This window comes from Roseovarius sp. MMSF_3298, from assembly GCF_030733705.1.
Taxonomy (GTDB): domain Bacteria; phylum Pseudomonadota; class Alphaproteobacteria; order Rhodobacterales; family Rhodobacteraceae; genus Roseovarius; species Roseovarius confluentis.
The window spans coordinates 52,193-66,136 of the sequence record NZ_JASHIN010000020.1 but is presented as its reverse complement, the minus strand read 5'-3'; the positions used below and the strand labels follow the sequence as shown (position 1 = coordinate 66,136).

Below are 13,944 nucleotides of genomic sequence, written 5' to 3'. Positions count from 1 at the left end.
GCTCGGCCGGGGGGGCGGTGCCGGGCCATGGCGGTCTGCGCCGCAAACGTGTCATCTCGCTTGGATCAGGGCAATCTGTTCGCGGGCCTCTTCAAGGATATCCGCCACGATCTCGGCAGCGGGGCGGATGGCGTGTACGTCTCCAACGCACTGACCGGCAAAGAGTGCGAGTTCATCCAGATCGCCCTGCATCGAGCGCAGCGGGGAGTCCGTGCTCCAGCGATATATCGGCTTGCCGTCCTCGTCGGCGATCCGGTGGCGGGGGATCGCGTCGGGGTCGTGGCCGAACAGCCGGTCGCCCAGACTGTCGGTGACGGCGGAGCGCAGGACCCTGACCGCGGCGCCCTTGGGCCAGTTGATGACGAAGGCGTCCGTATGGACCGTCTCGTCCGAGGTCGCCTGAACGACGCGCTGTTTGTGAAGTTCATGGGCAAAGGCTTCCGTTGCCGCGAGGAAGGCCGTGCCGCAGTGGATGCCCTGCGCACCGAGTGCCATGGCCGCAACGAGGCCGCGTCCGGTTGCGAAACCGCCCGAAGCGATGACAGGCAATTCGATAGCAGCGGCCACCTGCGGCACCAGAACCAGCGAGGATACGGTGCCGTGAACATGTCCGCCGGCCTCGACGCCCTGGGCAATGATCGCGACCGCGCCGGCCGCTTCCGCGGCGCGGGCCTGGCCGACCGAGCCCACCTGGTAGACGACCTGCATGCCAAGGTCGTTGGCGCGCGCGACGGCCTCGGGCATCACATCCCAGAAGAAGACCAGAGTTTCGATGCCTTCGTCCTTGCAGGTCTTCAGTTGTTCGGTGAACAGGTCGGGGTTGGTCGCAGCCGGAATGAGGTTGACCCCGAAAGTGCGGTCGGTTCGGTGTCGCACCTCTGCGATTTCGCGCCTTATCAGGTCGCAAGGCTCGCGCACCATGCCGAGGCATCCGAACCCGCCCTCACCGGAGACCGCCGCCGCCAGTTCGGCGCGTGCCACGCCGCCCATGCCCGCCTGAAGGACCGGGTAATCGCAGCCGAGAATGTCGCAGATCGGTTGGTGCAGTATGCCGCGCATCAGATGTCGGATCTTCGTTCGAGATAGTCCTTGAGAGCGACGCCATTGTTGTGACGCTCGTCCTTTGCGCCGTAGATCAGCGTGACCCGGCCTTCGCGCACCTGACCGGCGATCCAGTCGACGGCGTCGCGCCGTTTGTCGAGTTCCGCGAAATACGCGTCGCGGAACTCATCCCATTTGCCGGGGTCGTGGTTGAACCACTGGCGCAGGTCCTTGCTCGGCGCGACGTCCATTTCCCATGCCGCGATATTCAGGTCCTGCTTGGACACGCCGCGCGGCCAGACCCGGTCGACCAGAATGCGCGTGCCGTCATTCGCATGCGCCTCGGCATAGGCGCGCTTGGTCCAGATCTGCGTCATTGCGCTTGGTCCCGGGCCGGGTCGACGAGGATCATGTCGTCCATCGCGATGTCGTGGGGTTGCGGATAGATCGTGCGGAGTGTCGAGACAACGTGCCCGACACCAATTGCGCGGACCCTCGGTGAGAGACTGGCCAACGTCCGGTCGTAGAAGCCGCCACCGTATCCCAGCCGGAATCCTGCCGCATCGGCGCCGACCACTGGCGAGATCACGATGTCCGGCAGAAGGCACGTGTCATTGTCCGGAACGGGGATTTTCCAGACACCGCGCCGCATGGAACATCCCGGGGTCCATTCCCGGAACACGAGCGGCTTTGCCTTATCCACGACTTCGGGCAGGGCGATGCGGCCGCCGCGCTCTGTAACGCGGCGCATCCAGTCGCGCAGATCGGGTTCGCCCCGGAAAGGCCAGTAGACGCCGATGACAGGTTTCGAGGCGACATCGACGGCGTTATACAGCGCCGCGGCGAGGCTACGCGATGTTGCCTGCCGGGTGCTGACCGAAAGTTCGAGGCGTTTCTCGATCAAATCCTCGCGCTGAAGCTTGCGCCAACGTGCGATTTCCGACCAGTTCCCGGGATCGGGAGGTGACACGGCGCGCGCACTGTCGTCGAACTCGTGCATGTAGCAGGGGGAGGATGCGTATCCTCTGTCGGTCATTTCGGTCTCCGTCTGCTGTGGAACGTAAAACGCCCGGTGGCGTGAGCCTTGGGCCGCATGAGACGAATATCGCAGCGTCAACGCAACTATCGTCCACATGTTGCAATCGGGAAAGCGAATTTAATTGATATTTGAAATCGCCATTCACGATACTATGGTTAAGTATGAATATTGAACACGCACGCACGTTCCTTGCGGTGTCCGACAGCGGCAGCTTCGTTGCCGCGGCCGACCTGATGCACATCACGCAATCGACAGTCAGTGCCCGGATTCATGCGCTGGAGCAGTTGCTGGGCCGGCGGCTGTTCAACCGCAGCAAGGCGGGCGCGGTTCTGACGCATGACGGCGAGCGGTTCCTGGTCCACGCAGGGCAGATGGTGCGCGCGCTGGAGCAGGCGCAGCGGGAGATCGGCCTGCCCGGAAGATTTTCCGCCCGCATCAATATCGGCGCGCGGATAGGCCTTTGGGAAGCATTCCTGACTCCATGGCTTGCGGACATCAGCGTGGCCCGACCGGATCTATCATTTCGCGCGGAGATCGGATTCGAGCCGGAACTGATGCAGGGGATCGTCGATGGTCGTTTGGATATTGCGGCAATGTATACACCGCAACGGCGGCCGAACCTGGAACTGCTGCCGCTATTCACCGAACGCCTTGTCATGGTGACCTCCGACCCCGAGGGCGCGATGACACCCGACGCCTATATCCATGTCGATTGGGGGCCGGAATTCTCGGATCAGTTTAGTGCGGGGTTCCCGGGTTTTCCCAGCCCGGTTCTATCCGTCAATATCGGCTGGCTGGGGTTGCAGCATCTGCTGGTGCGCCGTGGCTGCGGCTATTTCCCGGAGAGGCTGGTCGAGCGACACCTCCGGAAAGGCAACTTGCAAACGGTGGCGCGCGCGCCTGTTTTCGACCTGCCCGCCTGGGTGCTTATCCGCGAGGAGCGAGACTTTGACGTGATCGACCCGATCCTCGCGCAGGTTCGAGCCTTCAGATGATGGGACGGCCGGATCAACTGTTCAGTCATTTGCCCTGTTGAACCTTTCGCCAGGCGATGAAAGTTTGTGCGCAACTTGCCAGGAGGCATGTCGTTGCACATTTTGAAATCACTTGGCCCTGCGGTTGCGCGTGTTTCCGGCGTCGAGGCCTTTCGGGCAGGGCTTGGTGCGCTGATCGGGCTCGGGCTGACCGGACTGTTCGTGCTGTCGCCGACTGTCGATCTGGAGCTGGGGCTGTACCTTGTCGCCCCCTTCGGCGCCACGTCCGTTCTGTTGTTCGCGGTCCCGAACAGCCCGCTCGCGCAACCCTGGTCCGCGATTGTCGGCAACACGATAGCCGCACTGGTCGGAGTCGCCGTTTGCCTATGGGTCGGCGATCCCGCCCTGAGGGTCGGACTTGCCGTGGGACTGGCCGTGACAGCGACGATGCTGTGTCGCGCCGTCCACCCGCCGGCGGGTGCGGTGGCCATGACGGCGGCCCTGTCGCCCGATGCCATCGCGCATCTGGGGTTCTGGTTCGCGATTGCGCCGATTGGCGTGGGTACCGCGGCGCTTGTGGTTCTTGCGACGATCTATGCGCGTTTGACGGGGCGGCACTACCCGTTTCGGCAGTTCGATGACCCAAGCCAGCACGGGACTGGCGATCGAAATCCGACCGAACGGCTAGGGCTGTCCGAGGATGAACTGACAAACATCCTGGAGCGCTACAGCCAGTCCTTCAACCTTGGGGTCGAGGACCTGGCGCGCCTGATCGGGGCAGCGGAGATGCAGGCCGCGGCACATCACTCCGTTCCGGTGACGGCGCAGGACATCATGTCTCGGGACCTTGTCACGATCCACCCCGAAACGCCCCTGAGCGATGTCGCGGACCTGTTCCGGCAGCATCGTTTCACGTCCCTTCCTGTCGTCGAGCAGGACGAGAAGTTCCTTGGAGTCATCTTCCAGATCCACTTGATCCGCCAGGCAAGAGAGGATGCCTTGCGTCTTGACCGCGGATACGCAGCCGCCTTGCGACGCCTGCTGGACCGAAGCCGCGAAAATCCGACAAAGGCCGGGGATATCATGAGTGTCGCCGGTCCCCGTGCGATGGCCGATACGCCCATCGGGGCGTTGCTGCCGATGATGGCCGAAGGGGATACGGATGCCGTTCCGGTTCTGGAAAAAGACAAGATCATTGGCATCGTGACACGAACAGACCTTGTCGCGGCACTGGCGAGAAACGTGGTGCGAACAAACCCGAATTAGGTAGATGTGCGGCTACGGAGTTCGATTGCGGTAAAAGTACTTGATCTACTCAATAGATCGGGCGATGGCAGAGGCCGCGTCAGTGGTACGCGTCTATGTAGAACTGGCCCAACTTGCAGTCAAATCAGGAGCGAGATGACTAAAACGCGCGACGTTTCCGAAGCCAAGAGACCGTGGCCGAGGCCTTATATTCAGGTTGGAGGGCTCGTCGCCGGAATGGCGTTAATTGCGCTTGGCAACGGACTGATGGCAACTTACGTGCCGGTACGCCTCGATCAGGCGGGGCTCGGGCAGCGCAACGTTGGGCTCGTGGTGACGGCGTATGCTGCGGGCATGTTGCTTGGATGCCTTCTGTCGGGGCATATGGTGCGTCGTAGCGGTCACGTGCGTGCGTTCACATCGCTGGCAGCCATCGGCACGATTTCGGCGCTTCTTCTGGCCCTTGACGTAAGTTTGTATTCCTGGGGCGGACTGCGGGTATTGGGCGGATTCTGCACGACCGGAATGTTCATGGTGGCTCAAAGCTGGCTGAACGCCGTGACCATCACGAATTGGCGCGGGCGGGTCATGGCACTGTTTTACATAAGCTACACGCTTGGACTCGCCGGCGGCGCACTTCTTATGCGGGTGGTGGATATCGAAGGAACGGCGGCCCTGATGCTGCTTGCGGGTCTTTACGCAGCGGCCGTGATCCCGGTTGGGCTCACACGATTGCAGCAGCCAGCGCCGCCCGAACGCATAGCGGTCCGTCCGATTGCAGTTTACCGGATTTCTCCCGTCGGCCTGGTAGGTGCGTTCGTTTCGGGCGGGCTTGGCATGACGATGATGGGCGTTGGCCCGATGTATGGCACCGAGGTCGGACTGGAGCCGGGCGACATCGCTCTTCTGATAGCAGCCCTTCAGGGCGGTAACATGGTTATACAATGGCCATTGGGCTGGCTCAGCGACAGTATGGATCGACGTAAAGTCATTCTTGGCGCAGGGCTTGGCGTCTCGGCGGTGTCGATTGCGATTGCGGGTGGCGGCGCAGCACTCAGCGGTGAAGGTTTTTGGGCACTTCTCGTGCTGTTCGCGATTTGGGGTGGGCTCGCGGAGTCGCTTTACACGATCTCAACCGCTCACGCCAATGACCACACGGATCCGGCTGATCACGTGATGGTTTCATCCACGATTCTGATTATGTGGGCGAGCGGAGCAACAATTGGTCCGGCGGTGGCGACCGCGGCTCTTGAGTTTGCCGGTACGTCGGGGGTTTGGGCGTTCTTCCTGGCGGAAGCAAGCTTCTTCGCCGTTTTCGTTCTCTGGCGCTTGGCCCAACGAGGGCGTCCGGATGCAGAAAGCCAGGAAAGCTTCCAAAGCTGGCCGGCCTCCGCGCCACCTATTCCCGAGTGGAATCCCAATGCTCCGGAGACAGAGTGAACCGCAGGTTTGCATCACCGGCAGGATAGGGCAGCAGTCAAATAAGGATCGGTCCTGCTAATCGCCTATACTTCCATTGTCGCTCATGAGCTGGCAGCGCCTTTACTTTCGGTGTCCACGTCTGCCAAAGAGAGTAAACTCGGACATAAGGGCGAGGAGCAGCCCTTCAGGAACCAGGACTGATTTATTAATCGGAGTTGTTTCCCAATCCGGGTAATGGTCTCGGCAGGGTGCGATGTCTGCAATTGGGGTAGAGCGGTCGGGCTTGAGCACTGCTCACGACCTCCTTGTCACCTGCACAGAGAACGTTCGGTCCGCGTTCAAAAACAGTCGTTTTGAAGAACCGATTGAACAAACCTCGGTACTTTCGGGCATCTAGGGATCAAAGGACATTTTACGTGCTTTCCTGGATTTGGCGAGAACATGGTTTAGTGTCATGCAAACCTGCGGTGTCCGTCTCCATAATTGTTATGAGAAGCATTTGGGCTCGAAACCTTAAAGAGTTGTAAAATTCTGGGAGATACGCGGTATATTGCCGAACTATCAATGGCCTACGGGGTTTCGCGTTGACTTTCGTTTTGGCACGGCACCCTTGGAAAAGGCGACACCGGCGATGCCGGTGCCGCTACAGGATCGCCCAACGGGAGACGAAAGGGCGATCATCTCGGAAAGTGAACTGACGCTGAAGTGCAATTCCTGATATGTCGTTTTATTCCAATCGATTTTGGATTTTCATCAGCTTGGCCTAGAAAATTCCGGCAGGCGTATAGTAACTAAGGCACTTTCGCGGGGTCGAGTTGAAACTCTTACAAATCAACCGAACCAAGGGGTGCGCCGGCGCCGGCTGTCCAATAAGCCTTAGCCCTTGTAGTAGACGTCTTTCTCGACGACCTTGCCGTTGCGGAAGGTCCAGACATCGCAGCCCTTGATGTCGATCCCCGCGGACGGGGCCTGAACCCGCCAGGAGGTATAGGCCCGGTCGCCGGACAAAAAGCTGACCGCCTCGTTCCAGGCGACGTCCGGCTGTTGGGCGAAGCGGGTTTCGAAGGCTGACGCGATGGCGTCGGCGCCTTCGATCGGCGTGCCGGTCTGGCTGTTGCCCGCCGGTGCGATCATGACGGCGTCGGGCGCGAAATAGGACATGATCCGGTCGAGGTCATGTTCGTTGAAGGCGGCCAGCATGTCGTTCAGCATGGCCTCGGTGAAGGTGTCTTCGGGCATGATCTTTCCTTTCATCCCAGAATGAAGTCGCGGCAGCGGGCGAACAGGGGGCTTGCCGGATCGGCAAGGCTGTTGAGCAGGTCGAAGTGATCGTCGTCGCCGCTGTTATAGCGGTCGACGGGGCGATCCGGCGACTGGTACAGAGCCGCGTAATTGTCTGACTGGCGGTGGAATTCCTCGGTCTCGCCGCCGCCGACGATGACGAGCTGAGGCGCATTGCCGACCGGTGGCTGCTGCATCGGGCTCATGCTGGCGACCTCGGCGTCGTCGATGGACAGGGAATCGTTGATCGTGGTGTCCCTGAGCGGACCGAGATCGAAGAGCGCGGACATCGGCATGCCCCGGCCCACCGGGGCCACGGGCAGGGCCGGGTCGACGGTGGAAAAATCCGTGGCCATGATCATGCCGGTGATCTGCCCTCCCGCGGAATGGCCGCCGACCACCAGCCTGTCGCGGTTGCCCGGCACGCGGTCGGTATCCAGAATAGTCTTTGCCACGGCGGCGCGGGCCTGTCCGACGATCCCGGTGATGCTGGTTGCCGGGCAGAGCGTGTAGCCCGCAAGGACCACGGTGATCCCGCAGTCGACGAACGCATCGCCGAGAAAGCTGTAGAACTTGCGGTCGCCGCGCTGCCAGTAGCCGCCGTGGAAATAGACCAGGATCGGTCCCCTTGGGTCGTCGGACGGAAAGACATCCATCCGGTCGTCGGGGCCGTCGCCATAGGCCAGGTCGAGCGTGCACCTGCGCGTCGCGCGTGTCCGTTCGCTGCGTTTTTCCCAGTCGGGCACGACAGCGGAGTTGTAGTCGGGCCGGAGGAGACGCAGGTTGTACTGCATCTCCATCTCGTCCTGGGAAAACCGTGTTTCCTTGAGGGTCATGTTGGCCATCCGTTCAATTCTGTTCTTTCAGGAGGTAGCACCGGCTTTCCGAAACCGGCGTGAAGGCGTCGTCCGCGGAAATGGTGGCGACCTTCTCGTAATAGTCCCAGGGGCCGGTGCTTTGGTCCGGGGATTTCACGCGGAACAGGTACATGTCACGCATCATCCGGCCGTCTTCGCGGATGTAGCCGTCCTTGACGAAGAAGTCGTTGATCGGCATTTCCTTCATCTTGGCCATGACGGCGGCATGGTCTTCGGTGCCGGCTGCCTCGACAGCCTTGAGGTAGTGCATGGTCGAGCTGTAGACGCCGGCCTGGGACATGTTGGGCATCTTCCCCATCTTTTCCATGTAACGGTTGGAGAATGCCCGGGTCTCTTCGTCGAGGTCCCAGTAGAAGGCGGATGTCAGCAGCATGCCCTGCGCGGTTTCCAGCCCGAGCGCGTCGATCTCGTTGATATAGACCAGCAGGCCGGCAAGCTGCCGGTCGTCGCCCTGGCCGATGCCGAACTCGGCCGCTTGCTTGATGGCGTTCGACGTGTCCGCGCCGGCTGTGGCGAAGGCGATGACGTTGGCGTCGGAGGATTGCGCCTGGATCAGGGCAGAGGAATAGTCGCCCGCGTTCAGCGGCACCAGCACCGACCCGATGGTTTCGCCGCCCTCGCTGGCGACGGCGTCTTCCGCCTGTGCCTGGAAGTCGTGGCCGAAGGTGTAATCGACGGTGACGAAGAACCACTTGTCGCCGCCGCCGCGCACCACGGCCTTGCCGGTGGAGGTGGCCAGCGCGTAGGTGTCATAGACATAATGGATGGTGTTGGGGTTGCAGCTTTCGTTCGTGAAGCGCGGCGAGCCCGAGATGTTCATGATCATCAGGCGGTCCTTCTCGACCGCGATCTCGCTGACGGCGAGCCCGGCCGAGGACATGTTGCTGTCGACGATCGCGTCGACGGCCTCGACGTCGAACCATTCACGCGCGATGGACGTCGCGATGTCGACCTTGTTCTGCATGTCGGCGTGGACCACCTCGATCGGCTTGCCCAGCACGGTGCCGCCGAAATCCTCGACCGCCATTTCGGCGGCGGTGACGGAGCCCTGTCCGGCCACGTCGGAATAGTTGCCGGTCATGTCCATCAGCAGGCCGACCTTGATGGCGTCGGGACCCGCGAAGGCAGGAAGCGGCGAGAGCGCGGTGCCCGCGATCAGCGCCGCGGTCGTGATTGGCTTGAATGTCATTTGTCTGTCCTGTTGGTTGGATCGGTTTCTGGGGTGTTCGGCGTGGAGCGGCGTTGGGCCCAGGCCTGGACGAGGGACCTTGCCGTTCCGGCCACGCCTTTCCGGAACAGCATGACGCAGAGGATGAAGGCCGCGCCGAGGATGACCGGGGCGGGCAGGGTCGACCGGGCGAGGAACTGTTCCAGCCCGCCGATGATGAAAGCGCCCACCACGGGGCCGAGAAAAGTGCCGATGCCGCCGACCAGCGTCATGAGAACGACTTCGCCGGACATCTGCCACGTCACGTCGACCAGCGTCGCGATCTGGAAGGACATCGCCTTGAGTCCGCCCGCCAGTCCCGCCAGCCCCGCCGAAAAGGTGAAGGCGGCCAGCTTGTAGAGCGTCGGGTTGTAGCCCAGCGATATGGCGCGCGGCTCGTTTTCGCGGATGGCCTCGAGGATCATGCCGAAGGGGGACTGAACGATCCTCCAGACCAGCGCGAAGGCCAGGACCGTCAGCGCCAGCACGGTGAAGTAGAGGGCAAGCGGGTCGGCCAGGTCCACGACGCCGAGGAAATGGCCGGGGGTGATCCCGCGGATCCCGTCCTCGCCGCCGGTGAAGGGGGCCTGAAGGTAGATGAAATAGACCATCTGGCCGAGCGCGAGAGTGATCATCGCGAAGTAGATGCCCTGTCGCCGGACGGCGAGGAAGCCGATCACCGCGCCGAGGGCCGCCGACATGGCGACCGCGAACAGCAGGGCCAGTTCGGGCGCGAGATTCCAGCGGGCCAGGGCCTGTGCGGACATGTAGGCGCCTGTCCCGAAGAAGGCGGCATGTCCGAAGGACAGGAGCCCCACATATCCCAGCAGCAGGTGGAATGCCGCGGCGAATAGGGCGAAGCAAAGCAGCTTGATCAGGAAGATCGGATAGAAGACCAGCGGCGCGATGCAGAGCAGGAGCAGCAACGCCAGCGCGGGAAGGAGCGGGAAGCGCGGCATTCAGGCCTCCTTGCCGAAGAGGCCCGCGGGCCGCAGAAGCAGCATCAGCGCCATCACCACGAAGATCACGACCGAGGATGCCGCGGGGTAGAAGACCTTGGTCAGACCCTCGATCACGCCCATGCCGTAGCCGGTGATGATCGCCCCGGACAGCGACCCCATGCCGCCGGTCACCACGACGGCGAAGACCACGATGATGAGGTTGGTGCCCATCAGCGGCGTGACCTGGTAGATCGGTGCGGCCAGCACGCCCGACAGGCCGGCCAGCGCGGCGCCAAGCACGTATGCCGATGCGGTCAGCAGCGAGACGTTGATGCCGAAGCAGCTGACAAGATCGGGGTTTTCCGTCGCGGCCCGCAGATACGCGCCCAGCCGCGTGCGTTCGATCAGCAGCCACACCGCCAGACAGGTCACGAGCGAGGTAAGCACAACGAAGCCGCGATACTTGGGCACTATGACGAAGCCGAGATCCCAGATGCCGCGAAAGGCGTCGGGCGCCGTGAAGGGTTTGCCGGCCGCGCCGAACCAGTAGCGGTACATGCCCTCGACCATCAGCGCGATGCCGAAGGTCAGCAGCAGGCCGTAGAGGTGATCGAGATGGTAGATGCTGCGCAGGAACGCGCGTTCGACCAGCAGGCCGAACAACCCGACCGCCAGAGGCGCGATGATCAGCGCGGCCCAGAAGTTCAGCCCGAGCCAGGCCTGGGTCATCCAGGCGGCGAAGGCCCCCATCATGTAAAGCGCGCCATGGGCGAAGTTGATCACGCGCAGAAGACCGAAAATGATGGCGAGGCCAAGGCTGAGCAGGGCATAGAACGAACCGTTGATCAGGCCGATCAGGACCTGGCCCAGGATCAGCTGTGGTGAGGCGCCGAATATTTCCATGGCTCTGGTCTTTCCCCTAGTGATACGGCGTTCAGACGCCGAGATGGTTTTGCAGGCTTTCGGCGTGGCGGGCCGCCTCGCGTGCGGTGAAGGTTTCGATGATGCGGCCGTGTTCCATGACGCAGGTGCGGTCCGCGACGGCCTGGGCGAAGGCGAGGTTCTGTTCGACCAGAAGCACCGAATAGCCGCGGGTCTTCAGCATCGCGACGACCTCGGCAATGCGCTCGACGATGACCGGGGCCAGGCCCTCGGTCGGCTCGTCTAGAAAGATCGTGCGCCCGCCGGCCCGCAGGACACGCGCGATCGCGAGCATTTGCTGTTCTCCGCCCGACAGCCGCATACCGGGGCTGTGGCGCCGCTCTGCAAGGTTCGGGAAGAGTTCGTAGATTTCGCCGATCTCCAGCCCGCCCGGCGCGATGACCGGGGGCAGCAGAAGGTTTTCCTGTGCCGTCAAGGATGCGAAGATGCCTCGTTCTTCGGGAACATAGGCCAGTCCGAGGCGCGCGATGGCATGCGACTTCCGGCCGATCGTCTGCTGACCGTGGATGACGACCGAACCGCTGCGTCGCGGGATGACGCCCATGATCGCACGCAGGGTCGATGTCTTGCCGGCGCCGTTGCGCCCCAGAAGCGCGAGCGTCTCGCCCTTGGCCAGGTGCAGGTCGACACAGTGCAGGACGTGGCTTTCGCCATACCATGCGTGCAGGCCGGTCACTGTCAGGACGGGATCAGGCATGGGCCGTTCCCCCGATATAGGCGCGGCGCACCTCGGCATTGGCGCGAATCTCGGCATAGGTGCCCTCGGCCAGTTTTTCGCCGCGGGCCAGGACGGTGATCCGGTCGCTGAGTTCGGCGACGGCCCTGAGATTGTGTTCGACCATCAGGACGGTGCGGTCGCGCGCGACGCTGCGGATCAGCCCGGTGACGTGCGCGACGTCCTCGGTGCCCATCCCCGCCATGGGTTCGTCCAGCAGCAGCATCCTAGGGTCCAGTGCGAGCGTGGTCGCGATTTCAAGAGCGCGCTTGCGTCCGTAGGACAGGTCGCCCGCCCGGCGATCGGCGAAGTCGGCAAGCTGGACATCCTGCAGGAGCGCGTGGGCGCGCGCGTCGAGACCGGCCAGCGCCGCGCGGGACCGCCACCACGTCATGCCAAGCCCGCTGGGCCGCTGAAGCGCCACCCGGACATTTTCAAGCGCGGTCAGCGCGGGAAAGACCGAGGATATCTGGAACGACCGGACGAGCCCCAGCCTTGCAACGCGATGCGTCGCCATACGCGTGATGTCGTTGTCGTTGAACAGGATCCGCCCTCCGGTGCAGTCGAGCACCCGGGTCAGAAGGTTGAAGACGGTCGTCTTGCCCGCGCCGTTCGGCCCGATCAGCGCATGGACCTGGCCCGCCCGGATATCGAGATCGAGATCCTTCACGGCGAAGAAGCCGCGAAACTCACGGCTCAGGCCGCGCGCTTCGAGAAAGGCGGGTTGGGTGGTCGTCACGGCGACGCGTTCCTGTTTTTTCATATTCCGTTTTTCGGAATAGATTCCGATTTACAAGACATGTATAATTTGAAAAACACCGGTCTCGTCAACCGGAATCTTGTCGGGAGCACCTGAATCCCTGCGCGGACGGCCATTTGCATCCGAATTGAGCAGGCATCGCGAACAGGCTGGATCGAACGGCCCGGTTCGGGATATCGGAGAACGGACATGACCAAGGATTCGCCCCGCACCCCGCCGATCGACCGTTACTTCATGCTGCTTGAGCTGCTGGCAGGGAGGGCGGATGGCCTGTCTTTGCAGGATATCGCCGTAATGGCCGCGCTGCCGAAGGCCAGCCTGCACCGGCAGCTGGCCGTGATGCAGGCCGCCGGACTTGTCGACCGGGCCGACGGCAGTACCCGCTATACGCTGGGGGACCGGGCGCGCCGCCTTGCCTCGCTGATGGCGGGCACTGAATTCATCGAGACGGTCGCCGGGGGGCTGCTGCGGGCGCTGTCGCGCGAGTTCGACGAGACCTGCTATATGGCGCGGCTGGAGGGAGAGATCGTCCGCTCGATCCTGATGGAGTCACCGGGCAGCCCGTGGCGCGGCTACGTGGTGCCGGGACGGTCGATGATGGCCCATGCCAACGCGTCGGCCAAGGCGATCATGGCGCACCAGCCGCCGGAGATGATCGAAAGCGTCCTGAAGGGCAGCCTGCCCGCGCTGACCCGGTTCACCCAGACCGACGCCAGGATCGTGAGACAGGAATTCGAAACGGTCCGACGCGAGGGGCACGCGACCTGCATCGACGAAGTCGAGGAGGGGCTGGCCGCATTTGCGGTACCCGTCCTGTTCGAGGACGGTGGAGTCCGGTTTGCTCTTGCCACGGTCGGACCCAAGGCGCGGATACTGGAAATGATCGAGCAAGGCGCGATTTCGCGCTTCCGTTCCGGGGCGGATGCGTTGGCGCGCGCCGTGCGCATCGACTACCAGCCGACAAAATTTGAAGGTTGAAAAGAGAAGCGGTAGCGGGCAAGTCTCAGGCCTCTAGATGCTGAACGAGCATCGAGATATGTCACCAGTCGAAAATGTGGCGCACCGGTCGCAGAACCGCGCGACCACCAGACTCGGCTGTATTGGCTCGCCATCGGAAACCATCCTAGTTGGATGCTGACCGTCCCAACCCTGCGAAACCAGAGCTCGACGGAGTTGCTTGGCGGAGAACCTGTAGCTTGTTGAACCAGACTGACGCAACGGCACGTATTGGCGCTTCCGATCTTTCCCGCCACGACATCAAAGTCACGCTGTTGGTACGCTGGCCGAAACCCGGTGTACATGCCACCGGGATAGACGTTCAAAGCTTAAGAAGTTGCATCTCTATGTACTGCGAGCTTTGCCGTTCGTGGGCGCCTAAGTCTTGGGAGAACCTGCCCACGCGACTGGGCACCGTGGCATTTATCTGTTTCGTAAAAGGCAAGAAAGTTTCAATGATGCGGGCAGCTTCCCGGAACAAATGTCGTGCTCCAACGTCAGCC

At 62.5% G+C, this 13,944-nt stretch carries 14 protein-coding genes; 4 read left to right on the top strand and 10 right to left on the bottom strand.

The annotated features are described in order from the left end of the window. Nucleotides 1-51 precede the first annotated feature (51 nt). Genes RBB18_RS16760 through RBB18_RS16750 form a run of 3 tightly spaced genes read right to left on the bottom strand, consistent with a single transcriptional unit; the run spans nt 52 to nt 2,077 of the window. Nucleotides 52-1,059 (bottom strand): nitronate monooxygenase family protein, encoded by a 1,008-nt coding sequence (locus RBB18_RS16760; protein ID WP_306111463.1) that lies wholly within the window; start codon nt 1,057-1,059, stop codon nt 52-54. Next, nucleotides 1,059-1,418 carry a DUF488 domain-containing protein gene (locus RBB18_RS16755; RefSeq protein WP_306111464.1) on the bottom strand — a complete coding sequence of 120 codons (360 nt, stop codon included), beginning with the start codon at nt 1,416-1,418 and terminating at the stop codon, nt 1,059-1,061. The genes RBB18_RS16760 and RBB18_RS16755 overlap by 1 nt, the downstream gene beginning before the upstream one ends. Next, nucleotides 1,415-2,077, bottom strand: coding sequence for a 5-formyltetrahydrofolate cyclo-ligase (locus RBB18_RS16750; protein ID WP_306111465.1), 663 nt, complete (start codon nt 2,075-2,077; stop codon nt 1,415-1,417). The genes RBB18_RS16755 and RBB18_RS16750 overlap by 4 nt, the downstream gene beginning before the upstream one ends. Nucleotides 2,078-2,241: 164 nt before the next feature. Here RBB18_RS16750 and RBB18_RS16745 point away from each other — a divergent pair, with 164 nt between their 5' ends. The 3 genes from RBB18_RS16745 to RBB18_RS16735 all read left to right on the top strand — a co-directional run bounded on the left by RBB18_RS16745 (nt 2,242) and on the right by RBB18_RS16735 (nt 5,739). Then, nucleotides 2,242-3,075 carry a LysR family transcriptional regulator gene (locus RBB18_RS16745; protein WP_306111466.1) on the top strand — a complete coding sequence of 278 codons (834 nt, stop codon included), beginning with the start codon at nt 2,242-2,244 and terminating at the stop codon, nt 3,073-3,075. 87 nt (nt 3,076-3,162) lie between these two features. Beyond that, a complete protein-coding gene (locus tag RBB18_RS16740) occupies nt 3,163-4,320 on the top strand; it encodes an HPP family protein (RefSeq protein ID WP_306111467.1) in 1,158 nt (385 codons plus the stop codon). A 135-nt stretch (nt 4,321-4,455) separates the two neighbouring features. After that, nucleotides 4,456-5,739: an MFS transporter gene (locus RBB18_RS16735; RefSeq protein ID WP_306111468.1), complete on the top strand. Its 1,284-nt coding sequence runs from the start codon at nt 4,456-4,458 to the stop codon at nt 5,737-5,739. Nucleotides 5,740-6,597: 858 nt separating this feature from the next. On the opposite strand, the gene RBB18_RS16730 is transcribed toward RBB18_RS16735, so the two are convergent. Genes RBB18_RS16730 through RBB18_RS16700 form a run of 7 tightly spaced genes read right to left on the bottom strand, consistent with a single transcriptional unit; the run spans nt 6,598 to nt 12,448 of the window. After that, nucleotides 6,598-6,960, bottom strand: coding sequence for a nuclear transport factor 2 family protein (locus RBB18_RS16730; RefSeq protein WP_306111469.1), 363 nt, complete (start codon nt 6,958-6,960; stop codon nt 6,598-6,600). 11 nt (nt 6,961-6,971) lie between these two features. Further along, on the bottom strand, nt 6,972-7,838 hold the full coding sequence (locus tag RBB18_RS16725) for an alpha/beta hydrolase (RefSeq protein WP_306111470.1): 867 nt from the start codon (nt 7,836-7,838) through the stop codon (nt 6,972-6,974). A gap of 13 nt (nt 7,839-7,851) precedes the next feature. Beyond that, the gene (locus RBB18_RS16720) at nt 7,852-9,069 is read right to left on the bottom strand and encodes an ABC transporter substrate-binding protein (protein WP_306111471.1); all 1,218 of its coding nucleotides are present in this window, start codon (nt 9,067-9,069) and stop codon (nt 7,852-7,854) included. After that, nucleotides 9,066-10,046 (bottom strand): branched-chain amino acid ABC transporter permease, encoded by a 981-nt coding sequence (locus tag RBB18_RS16715; protein WP_306111472.1) that lies wholly within the window; start codon nt 10,044-10,046, stop codon nt 9,066-9,068. The genes RBB18_RS16720 and RBB18_RS16715 overlap by 4 nt, the downstream gene beginning before the upstream one ends. Then, on the bottom strand, nt 10,047-10,931 hold the full coding sequence (locus RBB18_RS16710; RefSeq protein ID WP_306111473.1) for a branched-chain amino acid ABC transporter permease: 885 nt from the start codon (nt 10,929-10,931) through the stop codon (nt 10,047-10,049). 31 nt (nt 10,932-10,962) lie between these two features. Next, entirely contained in the window at nt 10,963-11,667 is a 705-nt protein-coding gene (locus RBB18_RS16705; protein ID WP_306111474.1) for an ABC transporter ATP-binding protein, read from the bottom strand. Next, entirely contained in the window at nt 11,660-12,448 is a 789-nt protein-coding gene (locus RBB18_RS16700; RefSeq protein WP_371931671.1) for an ABC transporter ATP-binding protein, read from the bottom strand. The genes RBB18_RS16705 and RBB18_RS16700 overlap by 8 nt, the downstream gene beginning before the upstream one ends. A 186-nt stretch (nt 12,449-12,634) precedes the next feature. On the opposite strand from RBB18_RS16700, the gene RBB18_RS16695 reads away from it, so the two are divergent. Next, complete coding sequence (locus RBB18_RS16695) at nt 12,635-13,423, top strand: IclR family transcriptional regulator (RefSeq protein ID WP_306111476.1); 789 nt, start codon at nt 12,635-12,637, stop codon at nt 13,421-13,423. Nucleotides 13,424-13,944 lie beyond the last annotated feature (521 nt).

Coding starts and splice junctions, on each gene's coding strand:
- RBB18_RS16700 (WP_371931671.1), bottom strand. CDS start 12,448: ATGAAAAAACAGGAACGCGTCGCCGTGACGACCACCCAACCCGCCTTT.
- RBB18_RS16755 (WP_306111464.1), bottom strand. CDS start 1,418: ATGACGCAGATCTGGACCAAGCGCGCCTATGCCGAGGCGCATGCGAAT.
- RBB18_RS16740 (WP_306111467.1), top strand. CDS start 3,163: ATGTCGTTGCACATTTTGAAATCACTTGGCCCTGCGGTTGCGCGTGTT.
- RBB18_RS16760 (WP_306111463.1), bottom strand. CDS start 1,059: ATGCGCGGCATACTGCACCAACCGATCTGCGACATTCTCGGCTGCGAT.
- RBB18_RS16725 (WP_306111470.1), bottom strand. CDS start 7,838: ATGACCCTCAAGGAAACACGGTTTTCCCAGGACGAGATGGAGATGCAG.
- RBB18_RS16745 (WP_306111466.1), top strand. CDS start 2,242: ATGAATATTGAACACGCACGCACGTTCCTTGCGGTGTCCGACAGCGGC.
- RBB18_RS16705 (WP_306111474.1), bottom strand. CDS start 11,667: ATGCCTGATCCCGTCCTGACAGTGACCGGCCTGCACGCATGGTATGGC.
- RBB18_RS16735 (WP_306111468.1), top strand. CDS start 4,456: ATGACTAAAACGCGCGACGTTTCCGAAGCCAAGAGACCGTGGCCGAGG.
- RBB18_RS16695 (WP_306111476.1), top strand. CDS start 12,635: ATGACCAAGGATTCGCCCCGCACCCCGCCGATCGACCGTTACTTCATG.
- RBB18_RS16750 (WP_306111465.1), bottom strand. CDS start 2,077: ATGACCGACAGAGGATACGCATCCTCCCCCTGCTACATGCACGAGTTC.
- RBB18_RS16730 (WP_306111469.1), bottom strand. CDS start 6,960: ATGCCCGAAGACACCTTCACCGAGGCCATGCTGAACGACATGCTGGCC.
- RBB18_RS16710 (WP_306111473.1), bottom strand. CDS start 10,931: ATGGAAATATTCGGCGCCTCACCACAGCTGATCCTGGGCCAGGTCCTG.
- RBB18_RS16715 (WP_306111472.1), bottom strand. CDS start 10,046: ATGCCGCGCTTCCCGCTCCTTCCCGCGCTGGCGTTGCTGCTCCTGCTC.
- RBB18_RS16720 (WP_306111471.1), bottom strand. CDS start 9,069: ATGACATTCAAGCCAATCACGACCGCGGCGCTGATCGCGGGCACCGCG.